Below are 13,064 nucleotides of genomic sequence, written 5' to 3'. Positions count from 1 at the left end.
ATTTGCCTGGCGGCAATAGCGCGGTGGTCCCACCTGACCCCATGCCGAACTCAGAAGTGAAACGCCGTAGCGCCGATGGTAGTGTGGGGTCTCCCCATGCGAGAGTAGGACACTGCCAGGCATCAAATAAAACAACAAGCCTCATGCGAAAGCATGGGGCTTTTTGCTATGCGTAAAACGCAAAAAGCGCAGCTACGCTGCGCTGCTTTCCCCAGCTTCTCTCCGATAAACAGCCAGAGAAAAGGCCCCGAAGGGCCTTTGATTAGGGTGTGTTTGCTTTTTTTCACTTATTATTCGGTTAATGCGAGCTGCCCTGAGAGATGCCCAGCCCGGTTTGCGAACGGACAAACTGAGCCCGGAAGCGTTCCCGCTCCTGCTGCCCGGCCAGCGAGCCGTCGGTGATCGAGAACAGCCAGGTGCCGACAAAGGCCACGATCATCGAGAACAGCGCCGGGTATTCATACGGGTAAATCGGTTTTTCATGGCCGAGGATCTGCACCCAGATCGTCGGGCCGAGGATCATCAGAATCACCGCCGTCAGCAGGCCCAGCCAGCCGCCAATCATCGCGCCGCGAGTGGTCAAACGCGACCAGTACATCGACAGGATGATGATAGGGAAGTTACAGCTGGCGGCGATAGAGAACGCCAACCCGACCATAAAGGCGATGTTCTGCTTCTCGAACAAAATCCCCAGCGCGATAGCGACCAGGCCGAGCACCACGACGGTGATCTTGGAGACCTTCAGCTCGTCGCGCTCGGTCGCTTTGCCGTTTTTCATCACGCTGGCGTAGAGATCGTGGGAAACGGCCGAGGCGCCGGCCAGCGTCAGGCCTGCAACGACCGCCAGAATGGTGGCGAAGGCCACCGCCGAGATAAAGCCGAGGAAGAAGTTGCCGCCAACGGCATTGGCCAGGTGCACCGCCGCCATGTTGGTGCCGCCCAGCAGCGCGCCGGTAGCGTCTTTGAACGCCGGGTTGGCGCTGACCAGCAAGATGGCGCCGAAGCCGATGATAAAGGTCAGGATATAGAAGTAACCGATAAAACCGGTGGCGTAGAACACGCTCTTGCGCGCTTCTTTGGCGTCACTCACGGTAAAGAAGCGCATCAGGATGTGCGGCAAACCGGCGGTGCCGAACATCAGCGCCAGGCCGAGCGACAGCGCGGAAATCGGATCGGAGACCAGGCCGCCGGGGCTCATGATGGCGATGCCTTTCGGATGCACCTTCACCGCTTCGGCGAACAGGGTATTGAAGTCGAAGTTAACCGACTTCATCACCATCAGCGCCATAAAGCTGGCACCGGCCAGCAGCAGCACCGCCTTGATGATCTGTACCCAGGTCGTGGCCAGCATGCCGCCGAACAGCACGTACAGCACCATCAGGATACCCACGAGGATCACCGCCACGTGGTAGTTGAGCCCGAACAGCAGCTGGATCAGCTTGCCGGCGCCGACCATCTGCGCGATCAGATACAGCGCTACCACCACCAAAGAGCCGCAGGCCGACAGGGTGCGGATCGGTTTCTGCTGCAGACGGTAAGAGGCGACATCGGCAAAGGTATAGCGGCCGAGGTTACGCAGGCGCTCCGCGATCAGGAACAGAATGATCGGCCAGCCGATGAGGAAGCCGATGGAGTAGATCAGGCCGTCATAGCCCGAGGTGTAGACCAAAGCGGAGATGCCGAGAAACGAGGCGGCGGACATGAAGTCGCCGGCGATCGCCAACCCGTTTTGCAGGCCGGTGATGCGCCCGCCCGCAGTGTAGTAGTCCTGGCGGGAACGGGTACGTTTGGACGCCCAGTAGGTAATGTACAGGGTGGCGCCGACAAACAGGATAAACATCACGATCGCCTGGATATTCAGCGGCTGACGATGCACTTCACCGCCGATAGCGTCAGCATAAGTCAGGCCGGGCAGCAACAGCAGCGCGGCGGCGGAAAGGGCGGAGCATAAGCGCTTCATTGTTTCACCTCACGCAGGATTTCTGCGGTGAGGCGATCGAACTCGCCGTTGGCGCGAAACACGTAGATTCCGGTCAAGACGAAAGAGATCACGATCAGCCCGACGCCGACCGGGATCCCGCGGGTGATGGTCGATCCGGCGGCGATCGGCGTGCCGAGCCATTGCGGATCGAAGGCGATCAACAGAATAAAGCCGACGTACAGCGCCAGCGTAATCAGCGAAAGCAGCCAGGCGAACCGGCCGCGTTTTCTCACCAGCTCTTTAAAGCGCGGGTTTTCTTCAATCCCTTGATAAATGGTGTCATTCATCAGAGTGTCTCCAGTCGGTATTGAGAGAGTACGCCGCGCCAGGGCCGCTCAACGGCAGGTTATCCGAATGAGCGGCCTGAAGCGGCGTAAATTATGACGGCACTTTCATTGATTGTTTTTCTTCCAACAGCTTGTCGACTACGGCCGGATCCGCCAGCGTGGAGGTATCCCCCAGGTTGCTGGTGTCGCCGGCGGCAATTTTGCGCAGGATACGCCGCATGATCTTGCCGGAGCGCGTTTTGGGCAGCGAATCTGTCCAGTGCAGCACGTCCGGCGTGGCGATCGGCCCTATCTCTTTACGCACCCAGTTGCGCACTTCGGTATAGAGCTCCGGCGTCGGTTCTTCGCCGTGATTCAGCGTGATGTAGGCGTAGATCGCCTGGCCTTTGATGTTATGCGGAATGCCGACTACCGCCGCTTCGGCGATTTTCGGGTGCGATACCAGCGCAGACTCTATCTCGGCGGTGCCCAGACGGTGGCCGGAGACGTTCAGCACGTCGTCGACGCGGCCAGTGATCCAGTAGTAACCGTCCTCGTCGCGGCGAGCGCCGTCACCGCTGAAGTACATGCCTTTGAAGGTCGAGAAGTAGGTTTGCTCGAAGCGGTCATGATCGCCGAACAGGGTACGCGCCTGGCCCGGCCAGGAATCGACGATCACCAGGTTGCCTTCGCAGGCGCCTTCCTGCGGCGTGCCGACGTTATCGACCAGCGCCGGCTGTACGCCGAAGAACGGCCGCGTGGCGGAACCGGCCTTCAGCTCGGTGGCACCCGGCAGAGGGGTGATCATGAAACCGCCGGTTTCAGTTTGCCACCAGGTATCGACGATCGGGCACTTTGCGTTGCCGATCTTGTTGTAATACCACTCCCAGGCTTCCGGGTTGATCGGCTCGCCGACCGAGCCCATGATGCGCAGCGAATCGCGTCGGGTGCCCTCGATCGCCTTGTCGCCTTCGGCCATCAGGGCGCGAATGGCGGTCGGCGCGGTATACAGAATGTTGACCTGGTGCTTGTCGATCACCTGCGACAGGCGATTGACGCCCGGATAGTTAGGCACGCCTTCGAACATCAGCGTGGTGGCGCCACTGGCCAGCGGGCCGTACAGCAGATAGCTGTGGCCGGTGACCCAGCCCACGTCGGCGGTGCACCAGTAAATGTCGCCGTCGTGATAGTCGAACACATACTTAAAGGTCAATGCGGCGTACACCAGGTAGCCGCCGGTGGTGTGCAGCACGCCTTTCGGCTTGCCGGTCGAGCCGGAGGTGTACAGGATAAACAGCGGATCTTCGGCGTTCACTTCTTCCGGTGGGCAGTCGGCGCAGACGCCCAGAGTCAGCTCATGCCACCACAGATCGCGCCCTTCCTGCCAGTAACCCGGCTTGCCGGTGCGTTGGAACACCACCACGTTGGCCACGCTGACTACGCCGGGATTTTTCAGCGCATCGTCGACGTTCTTCTTCAGCGGCACGGCGCGGCCGGCGCGCAGGCCTTCATCGGCGGTAATGACCAGTTTGGCATTGGAGTCGATAATGCGTCCGGCGACCGCTTCCGGCGAGAAGCCGCCGAAGATCACCGAATGTACGGCGCCGATGCGCGCACAGGCCAGCATCGCGACTGCCGCTTCCGGCACCATCGGCATATAGATGGCCACCACGTCGCCTTTTTTCACGCCGAGCTTTTTCAGCACGTTGGCGAACTGGCAGACGTCGTGGTGCAGCTGTTTGTAAGTCACTTTCTTGGATTGGGTCGGGTCATCGCCTTCCCAGATAATGGCGGTTTGGTCGCCGCGCTCGGCCAGATGGCGGTCCAGACAGTTGGCAGACAGGTTCAGCGTACCGTCTTCAAACCAACGAATGCTGACGTGGCCGGGATCGAACGACGTGTTTTTAACTTTGGTATAGGGTTTGATCCAGTCCAGGATTTTGCCATGCTCACCCCAGAAAGCCTCTGGGTCTTGAACCGACTGTTGATAATACTGTTGGTATTGTGCCGGATTAATCAGGGCGCGCTCTGCAATTGCAGAAGGAATAGCGTGTTTATGCAGTTGGCTCATAGCTTTTCTCCTTGAAGTTGTTAATGATATGTCAACTGAAGGTTAAGTATAGTTTGCTACGATTCTTTGTTTCTTTTTTGCGCGGCAGATCACGCAACAAAGATATTGATTTGTAATAGTTCTGTCGTATTTGCAGGGCGTATCTATCTCTTTGGCGTTTAAATCATCATAAACCCGCTTTTTTAGCCAAAAACACTTATATAAAGAACAAAAAAGAATAAACAAAGACGAGACTATTCGCCTCGTTCTTAATAGTGGGGAAAAGATCTGCATTATTCAGCGCTATAAATCTTTTTGGATTATTTTTCGTTATTAATATTCGAAGTTGGTATTAACGCGATATAACGATGGACGGCACATCGTGAAATAACGTTTTATTAACCTTTAATTCCTGATGAAAGGTCGGGTGATACCCGAGGGTAATTCACTCTGCGATATTGCTCGCTTTTTAAGCGAAATATAAAGTGATGCTGCATTTATGGAGGAAAGTGTCACTCGATTAATTCTCATTTATTTGACTTTTAAGTAACAAAGTATAAACATCCAGTGCGGACTAAATATGCAGAATGGACGAAAAATAACGCATTCTCATGGCGTTCAAAAAAGCGTCGTCGGCACGGTTATGTGCTTCATTATATGAAAAATTATGTTTTTAATAACAAGCAATTATGCCATTTGAAATAGTAACGCGAAGTTTTTGTGATTCGATTCAGCGCTCAACCCTGAAAAATCAAGGCTTGCAGAGCATGCCGCCCGGATGATACAGATTTATACTGCGTCGCACCCAGGGCAGGTGAACGCTTCCACTGAAATTAACATAAGCCTGTAATAAATGATTAAGTATTCTTTTCGCTGTGTTGCGACTTTGTACGGCGAAAAGCGTCTTTGAGGACTTTTTGGGTATGAAAAGTGTAAAAATTAGCCTGGCTTGGCAAATCCTGATCGCGTTGGTACTGGGTATTATTGTTGGCGCGGTATTGCACAACCAGACAGAATCCCGTGAGTGGCTGGTCAGCAATATTCTCAGCCCGGCAGGTGATATCTTTATTCGCCTGATCAAGATGATTGTGGTGCCGATCGTTATTTCCACGCTGATCGTCGGTATTGCCGGCGTGGGGGATGCGAAAAAGCTGGGCCGCATCGGATTGAAAACCATTATTTACTTCGAAGTGATCACCACCGTCGCCATCGTGGTGGGGTTGACGTTGGCCAACGTATTCCAACCCGGCCACGGCATCGATATGTCGACGCTGACCACGGTGGACATTTCGCAGTATGAGAAAACCACCGAACAGGTGCAAAGCGGTTCGCACAGTCTGGTGGCGACCATTCTGTCGCTGATCCCATCGAACGTTTTCTCGTCGATGGCCAAGGGCGACATGTTGCCGATTATCTTCTTCTCGGTGCTGTTCGGTCTGGGGCTGTCATCCTTGCCGAAGGAGACCAAAGAGCCGTTGCTGAAGGTGTTCAAGGCGGTGTCCGAGAGCATGTTCAAAGTCACCCACATGATCATGCGCTATGCGCCGATCGGGGTGTTTGGCCTGATCGCAGTGACGGTAGCCAACTTCGGTTTCGCTTCGCTGCTGCCGCTGGCCAAGCTGGTGGTGCTGGTGTACTTCGCCATCGCGTTCTTCGCTCTGGTGGTGCTGGGGGCGGTCGCCCGGCTGTGCAACCTGCGCATCTGGACGCTGATCCGCATCCTGAAAGACGAACTGATCCTGGCTTATTCCACCGCCAGCTCAGAAACGGTGCTGCCGCGCATCATCGAAAAGATGGAGGCTTACGGCGCGCCCAAGTCGATCACCAGCTTCGTGGTACCGACCGGCTACTCCTTTAACCTGGATGGCTCGACGCTGTACCAGAGCATCGCCGCTATCTTTATCGCCCAGCTGTATGGCATCGAGCTATCGCTGGGGCAGGAGATCGTGCTGGTGCTGACGCTGATGGTCACCTCGAAAGGGATCGCCGGCGTGCCGGGCGTCTCGTTCGTGGTGCTGCTGGCCACGCTGGGCAGCGTCGGCATCCCGCTGGAAGGCCTGGCGTTCATCGCCGGCGTGGACCGTATCCTGGATATGGCGCGCACCGCGCTGAACGTGGTGGGTAACGCGTTGGCGGTATTGGTGATCGCCAAGTGGGAGCACCAGTTCGATCGCAAGAAGGCGCAGGCCTACGAAACGGAGTTTCTGGCGCAGAAGGTGAAGCCGGCCAATCAGGCCTGATCGCCGAATATTGCTGATGTTAAAAACGCCCCGGGCACAGGTGCCCGGGGCGTTTTGTTTTTATGATCCCTCAACTTGCCACTTTCTTTTCTCCGTCCCCGCTGTGCGGCTTGCATCCCCGCTTAACAGAATCTAAAGTGTTACCAAATTAGTAGAAATGATAATAGATGTTATTATCATTTTCATTTGTTGATGTATGGAGACACGCAAAAGCCGTTGAACGGTGGGGGTTACGTCCGTTCGGCGCCTTTATTCGGGCTTATCAAAGGTAGGTAACATGTCGGACACCGCTTTGGCCTCTGAATGGTTGCCGCTGGCGCCAGCGCAGCTTGATTTCTGGGAAGAATACACTTTGCACCCCGGGCAGACCTTATCCACCGTCGCGCATTGCACCGAACTGTGCGGCGCGGTGGAGGAAGAAGCGCTTTGCCGGGCGATCGTCACTACTCTCGCCGAGACGCAGGCGTTTGCCCTGCGCTTTGGTGAACGGCGTGGCGACTCTCCTCCGCCGTTATGTCACGACCCACAGCGCACACCGCTATTGCAACGCATCGATCTGCAAACGCACGGCGATCCCTGGCAGGCGGCGCAAAACCTGATGCGCGAAGATATCGCGCAGCGCCGGGCGCTGCACCGCGAGCCGTTAGCCGCCGCCTGGTTGCTCAAGCTGGGGCCGCAGCGTTACCTCTGGTACGTGCGTGCGCACCATATTCTGGTCGATGGCTTCGGCATGGCGCTGATCGAACACCGCTGCGCCGCGTTATATGCGCACTATCTGGGTGAGGGCAGCGCGGGTATTCCCCTGGGCGCCTTTGCTGCCTTTCAACAGGCCGAACTGGCTTACGCTGATTCTGAACGCTGTGAGCGCGACCGGTGCTTTTGGCAGGCCTATCTGCCGCCGTCACAGGCGTTGCCGACGGTGCGCAAAGGCGGCGAGGCCTATGGCGTGCGGCGTCTGAGCGTCAACCGCCGGTTGCCGACAGAAGTCGCGCAACTGCTTGCACAACAGTCGGAACGCTGTGGCATCAATTGGCCCGACCTGCTGGTGGCGCTGTCGGCGGCCTGGCTGCTTCAGGTGATACCGCGCAACACCCGGCAGGGCGAGGCGCTGCCGATGTGGATACCGGCGATGAATCGCCGCGGGCAGGCCGCCACCAACGTGCCTTCGCTGGCGGTTAATACCCTGCCGCTGCTGGTGTCGCTCCCCTCGTCGGCGACGCTGGGGGGCTTTTTGATGGCGACGGCGCAGCAACTGCGGGAGCTGCGCAGCCATGCCGGCTATCGCCTGCGCCAGCTGGCCGCCGATCGCGGCGTGGAGCCGGATTCGCGCTTCTTTATTTCCCCCTTCATCAACGTGCAGCCCTTCGATGCGCCCCGTTTCGCCGGCTGTAGCGGCACCCGCCGCGTGTTGGCCGGCGGTTCGGGCGACGGTTTTAACCTGACTTATCGCGGCCGTACCGACGCCCGCGATCTGCAGGTGGATATCGATATCTATCTGGAGCAATTCCCGACGGAGGATGCGTTGGATTACGGCGAGGCGCTGCAGGAATTTCTGTTGCGCGCGCTGCAGCGGGAAGCCTGGGAGCAACCGCTGGCGGCCCTGACGGCGTTGCCCGCCTGATAAAATGCGGGCGGGGTCTATCCCCGCCCGAGTGGTATGGCTTCAGTTGGCCAGCAACGCCGCCACTTCGCGCGCGTTCTTGCATGGCAGGAGCGAGCTGCTGACCAGCCGGGTGCCGAAAGCGTCATTGAGGCGCTCCGCCACCTGTTTGATATGCGGCAGCTTCAGCCCCATGGCGATAAACGCCGTCTCTTCTCCCCATTCCGGACGTGGCGTCACGCCGATCGCCCGCCAGTAAATGGTCAGGATCTCTGCGCTGCGCGCCAAAGGCGCGTTCGGCGGCGGTGCCGCACAGGCGTTAAGCGCCGGCGCGGTTTGCTGGTGGCTCAGGTCGGCGCGGATGCGATGGCGGTCGGTTTTGCCGTTGGCGGACAGCGGCAGCGCCTCGGCATGAATAAAGCGCGTGGGAATATGGGTACAGGGCAGATAGCCGGTGGCGAAGGCGCGGATCTCGGACAGTGGCAGCGGTTTGCCGTCGCGGGTCAGATACAGGGCACCAAGCGCCGCCTCGTTGTTCTCGCCGCTGGGGTAATCCACCACCACCATGTCCTGGATCGCCGGATGGCGGCGCAGCACGTCTTCGATTTCCGGTAGCGAGACGCGTACACCGCGGATCTTCACATAGCCGTTCACCCGGGTGGCGAACATGATGTTGCCGTCTGCACGGTAGTAGCCCTGATCGCCGGTGCGGAAAGCGCGCAGCGGTTGCCCCTCCGGCCCTTCGAGGGTAACGAAATCGTGCTGCTTCAGCTCCCCCTGCTCCAGGTAGCCCAACGCCAGGTTGACCCCGGCGGTATGGATGCGGCCGACCACGCCGGCCGGGCAGTGGCTGCCGTCGTCATGGCAGATGAAGTAGCGGTTGGCCGGCAGCGGGCGGCCGTAAGGCACGGTGCCGCTCTCCTGCGGGGCGATCGGGTGCCAGATGCTCCAGATGGTGGTTTCGGTCGGCCCGCCGAGCGAAAACAGTGCGAGATCCGGGCGCAGGGTGCGCAGGGTTTGTACCGTCGCCGGCTTGATGTAATCACCGCCTTGCGCCACCAGGCGCAGCGAACGCAGGCTGTCGGCCGTTTTGCAGGTGAGCAGCATCTCCAGAATGGCGGGCACCGAGCACCACAGGCTGACCCGATGTTTCTCCACCAGTTGGTTCCAGCTGATGGCGTCCTTTTCCTGATGCGGCGCTGGCAGCACCAGCGTGGCGCCGGCGCACAGCGAACCGAACAGATCGAACATCGACATGTCATGGTGCGGCGGCGTGACGGAAATGAAGACGTCGTCGGCGGTGACCGCCCAGCGCAGTTGGGTCTGGTGGACAACGTTGGCGGTGGCGCGGTTGTTGAGCACCACGCATTTGGGCTTACCGGTGGTGCCGGAGGTGTACAGGTAGTAGCTCGCGGCGGGGCTGGCGCTGCGTTCCGCCAACGTGTGTTCATCCGGCAGCATCGGGGCGCGATCCGTCGGCGCCAGCAGGGTCACCGGCGTCACGCCGATCGGCGTCTCCAGATCGCCGCTGTGCACCACCAGCGTCGGCCGGCAGTTTTCCAGCAGGTAGGCGGTGCGTTCCGGCGGCGAGTTGATATCGACAGGCACCCAGATCACGCCCTGCAGAGCGCAGGCCAGGCTGAAGATGATCTGTTCCGGGCTGCGTGGCAGATACAGCGCCACCACGTTGCCCGGCTGCACGCCGCGGTTCTGCAGGTTGGCGATCGCCGTGGCGATCCGCTGGCCCAGCTCGCGGTAGCTCAGCGTCTGTTCGCCGCAGATCAGCGCGTTGCCGCCGTCTTGAGCGCCGAACAGCCGCTCGGCCAGCTGTGCCAGATAAGGATAAGGTGCGTAATTCGCTTCGCTGTCGTTGTGGCGGTAATGCGCCAGATCGATGAAGTCATGCGGCGCGATCGCCAGATCGGCCCGTTGGCAACTGTGCAGGATGCGTCGCTGCAACGCCGCCAGCATGGCTTCTACCTGTTCGCCGTGCAGCGCCTGCTCGGCGTAGTCCACGCACAGCTGCAGGTTTTTTTCGCTGTCCAGCGTCAGGCGGATATCGATGGCGACCTGCGGTGTTTGGGTCAGGCCGTCGTGGAAGCGCACCGGCGCCTCGGCCGGCAGCGTTTCCCAGCCCAGGCAGTTGGTGAGGATCACCGGCAGCGCAGGGCCGCCCTGGCTTTGGCTGAGCAACTGCCGCGCCAGATCGACGCCGGAAAACGTCAGGTGGTCGAGCGCGCCGAGCACGTCGTCCTGCAGGGCTTGTGCGCGCTGGATAAAGTCTTCGCCGTGGCGGGAATAGCGTACCGCCACGAAGCTGGAGGCGTTGCCCAGGGCGCCGTCGGCGGCGGGGAACGCCACCGGCACCCCGACGCACAGCTCGCCGTCGGTGGTCCAGTGGGCCAGCGTATCGAGGATCAGCGCCGACAGCAGGCTGTTGCGCAGCAGCGCATGCGGCGATCCCAGGCGGCCGAGCTGTTTTACCGTGTCGCGCGGCAGCGTCAGGCGGGCGCGGCGATAGCGCGATGAGGTGAGATTGGCCAGCGGGGCGCGCCACGGTAGTGCCGACGGGGTGGTGACATCCTGCAGTTTTTCGCGCCAGTAGGCCGCATCGGCCTGGCGCTGTGCCGCCGGTGCGGCGGGGAGCGGCACCGCGGCGGCGGTCGGCGCCAGAGGACGATCGTCGAACAGGCGCGCGATCACGGTGGAGATCCCCTGGCCGTCGAGGATCAACGCATCGAAGCTGGTGAAGATCAGCGTATCGTACGGCGATCCCGTCGGATCCTGCTGTTCGGCCCGTTGGATCACGGCGATGCGCCACAGCGGTTGGCTCGGGTCGTGGCGCTGGTGGGAGTAACGCGCGCGCAGCTGTTCGACCTGGCGCTGCGCCGCTTCGCCATCAAGGGCGCGCAAATCGTGGCGATCCAGATGCAGCGTCACCTCCGGGCGTACGTGCTGCGTCCCGCGCTGCACATCGATGCAGGTGCGCAACGCCGGGTAATGCTGTACCAGCTCGGTCAGGCGCGCTTCAAGGCGCGGTACGTCCAGCTGTCGGGCGCGGTATTCGCGAAAGTCGTGCATCGCCACGCCGCCGAGCGGCCATCGATCGCTGCGGCCCAGAAGATAGGCCTGCTGAAGTGCGGTTAAAGCTGTCTCCATGGTACTTCCCTATAGTCGCTAACCGATTAAAACGAGCCGGGCGCCGCGCGCCCGGAAGCCGATCTCAGTGCTGCGGCGCCAGCGCGGCGAGCAGCGTTTTCGCATGCCTTCCTGCCTCGGGCGAGCGTTGGCAGATCAATGCCGCCAGCGCCGCCGGGGAGGAATGTGCCGCCAGATCCTGCGCCGTCAGCCTCGCCGCCAGATACTTGTTGAGCACCGTCAGCAGCGCGTTCACCCCGGCATCCGGCAAGGCCAAGCGGCGGATATCGTCGTGGTCGTGCAAGTCGGCCTCGGGGGCCACCCGCGCCAGCAGCCGATGCAGCACCTGGCGCACCGGCGCCTGCTGCGCCAGCGCGTCGGGCGTGCATTGCGCCAGCAGCTGCGACAGCGGGCGATCGAACGCCTCCGTTTGCCGCGCGGCCAGGTGCAGCAGCGCCCGGTAACAGGCCAGCAGGCGTGGCAGCACCTGCTCGGGGAATGCGTCCAGCCGCACGTCCCAGTTGATCAGAATGCCGTCGTCGACGTGGGCGACCTGCGCATCCAGCGCCACCTGTGGCCCCTGAGAGATGACCCAGCCGAGACGGCCGAAGGTGTCGGTGACCCGTTCGGAAAACAGCGTCTTGCCGCGGATGCCGAAACCGGCGGTAAACACCACCGGCGAAGGCTGCAGGCTGCCGTGCAGGCGCGACAGATCGCGCATCACGCTCACGCCGGGGTAATCCGCATGCTCGATCAGCTCCGCCAGCTGCGTCATCAGGCGTCGGCAGAAGGCGCTCAGGTTCTCCGTCGGGTTCAGTTCCACGCCGAGCAGCACCAGGTTAGAGAAATCGCCGATGAGGCGATGCGCGTCCTCCCGTTCGCTCTCGCGGTGGAACAGCGGCACGTTGAGCCGAAAGCGCGTCATGTTCCAGCCGTGGCCGACGGCCAGCGCGAACAGCGCTAAAAACAACGTCGACAGCGAGGTACGGTGCCGTTTGGCAACGCTCTCCAGCGCGCGGGTTTCTGCTGCATTCAGCTGTATGGCCAGGCGATCGCTACGGCAGCGGTCCGGCGTGCGCAGCAGGCGCGGCGCCGGCGGCACCTGCGCCAGGCGTTCACGCCACCAGTGCTGGCCGCGTTCGCGCCGCCGGCGCAGCGCGTCGTCAGCGTCGCGTTGTGTGAGGTGATCGAAGTAGGCCGGCGGCGCGTCATGGGAGGGGGCCGGTGGGCACTGGTGATAAAACGCCGTCAGATCTTCCATCAACAGGCGAAAGCTCATGGCATCGCCGGCGATCATATCGAGATCGACGTGCAAACGGCTACGCCCTTCCGGCAACAGGCTCAGGCTGATATCGCAGGGCACGCCCTGTTCCAGCGGCAGCAATTGGGTGCTTTTTGCCTGGCGTTTGGCGGCGAGCGCGGCTGTTAGCGTCGCTGTATCGGCATGCCGCCAGTCGTCGAGATGCAAGGTGTGGCGGGGGCCAGGGGGCGCGATGGTCTGCCGGCCATCATCGGTGATGCGCAGGCGTAACAGCGGATGATGCAGGTACAGCGCATCGACGGCCTGACGCAAGCGGGTGACGTCCAGCTCGCCGCCGTCGAACTCCGCATACAGGTGGGCGGCCATGCCGCCGAGAGGAGGAGCGGACTGTCGGCCTACCCAATAGGCGGCCTGCATCGTGGTCAAAGCTTTCATCGGGTATCCATTTTGATTCAGCCAACGAGAGAGACTGCAAGAATATATCCAAATGTTAATAGGAATGAAAATTATTATTATTTGTTCCGTTTG

The 13,064-nt window shown here is 60.5% G+C and carries 7 protein-coding genes and 1 rRNA gene; 3 read left to right on the top strand and 5 right to left on the bottom strand.

Features of this window, described 5'->3' with window-relative positions; translation table 11 throughout:
- Positions 1-5 precede the first annotated feature (5 nt).
- Positions 6-121 (top strand): 5S ribosomal RNA (rrf, locus tag M6G53_RS18505).
- Positions 122-298: 177 nt separating this feature from the next.
- Here the strand turns inward: rrf and actP are convergent.
- From actP to acs, 3 genes are all read right to left on the bottom strand, one after another.
- Positions 299-1,960, bottom strand: coding sequence for a cation/acetate symporter ActP (actP, locus tag M6G53_RS18500; protein WP_253333622.1), 1,662 nt, complete (start codon positions 1,958-1,960; stop codon positions 299-301).
- Positions 1,957-2,268: a DUF485 domain-containing protein gene (locus M6G53_RS18495; protein ID WP_004930047.1), complete on the bottom strand. Its 312-nt coding sequence runs from the start codon at positions 2,266-2,268 to the stop codon at positions 1,957-1,959. Before M6G53_RS18495 ends, actP begins: the two co-directional genes overlap by 4 nt.
- Positions 2,269-2,359: 91 nt before the next feature.
- The gene (gene acs / locus M6G53_RS18490; protein WP_253333620.1) at positions 2,360-4,318 is read right to left on the bottom strand and encodes an acetate--CoA ligase; all 1,959 of its coding nucleotides are present in this window, start codon (positions 4,316-4,318) and stop codon (positions 2,360-2,362) included.
- 902 nt (positions 4,319-5,220) lie between these two features.
- Here acs and gltP point away from each other — a divergent pair.
- A complete protein-coding gene (gltP, locus tag M6G53_RS18485; RefSeq protein WP_088381149.1) occupies positions 5,221-6,537 on the top strand; it encodes a glutamate/aspartate:proton symporter GltP in 1,317 nt (438 codons plus the stop codon).
- A gap of 277 nt (positions 6,538-6,814) precedes the next feature.
- Entirely contained in the window at positions 6,815-8,158 is a 1,344-nt protein-coding gene (locus tag M6G53_RS18480) for a condensation domain-containing protein (RefSeq protein ID WP_253333618.1), read from the top strand.
- 42 nt (positions 8,159-8,200) lie between these two features.
- Here the strand turns inward: M6G53_RS18480 and M6G53_RS18475 are convergent, their stop codons facing one another.
- The gene (locus M6G53_RS18475) at positions 8,201-11,296 is read right to left on the bottom strand and encodes an amino acid adenylation domain-containing protein (protein WP_253333616.1); all 3,096 of its coding nucleotides are present in this window, start codon (positions 11,294-11,296) and stop codon (positions 8,201-8,203) included.
- A 64-nt stretch (positions 11,297-11,360) separates the two neighbouring features.
- Positions 11,361-12,971: a condensation domain-containing protein gene (locus tag M6G53_RS18470; protein ID WP_253333614.1), complete on the bottom strand. Its 1,611-nt coding sequence runs from the start codon at positions 12,969-12,971 to the stop codon at positions 11,361-11,363.
- Between the last annotated feature and the right edge of the window lie 93 nt (positions 12,972-13,064).

The sequence above is a fragment of the Serratia nevei genome (assembly GCF_024160145.1).
GTDB lineage: Bacteria > Pseudomonadota > Gammaproteobacteria > Enterobacterales > Enterobacteriaceae > Serratia > Serratia nevei_A.
The sequence above is the reverse complement of the archived record's forward strand: the minus strand, read 5'-3'. Positions and strand labels throughout refer to the sequence as shown.

What these genes read in the sequence shown, in the direction of transcription:
- acs (WP_253333620.1), bottom strand. Translation starts at nt 4,318, where the DNA reads ATGAGCCAACTGCATAAACACGCTATTCCTTCTGCAATTGCAGAGCGC.
- M6G53_RS18475 (WP_253333616.1), bottom strand. Translation starts at nt 11,296, where the DNA reads ATGGAGACAGCTTTAACCGCACTTCAGCAGGCCTATCTTCTGGGCCGC.
- gltP (WP_088381149.1), top strand. Translation starts at nt 5,221, where the DNA reads ATGAAAAGTGTAAAAATTAGCCTGGCTTGGCAAATCCTGATCGCGTTG.
- actP (WP_253333622.1), bottom strand. Translation starts at nt 1,960, where the DNA reads ATGAAGCGCTTATGCTCCGCCCTTTCCGCCGCCGCGCTGCTGTTGCTG.
- M6G53_RS18470 (WP_253333614.1), bottom strand. Translation starts at nt 12,971, where the DNA reads ATGAAAGCTTTGACCACGATGCAGGCCGCCTATTGGGTAGGCCGACAG.
- M6G53_RS18495 (WP_004930047.1), bottom strand. Translation starts at nt 2,268, where the DNA reads ATGAATGACACCATTTATCAAGGGATTGAAGAAAACCCGCGCTTTAAA.
- M6G53_RS18480 (WP_253333618.1), top strand. Translation starts at nt 6,815, where the DNA reads ATGTCGGACACCGCTTTGGCCTCTGAATGGTTGCCGCTGGCGCCAGCG.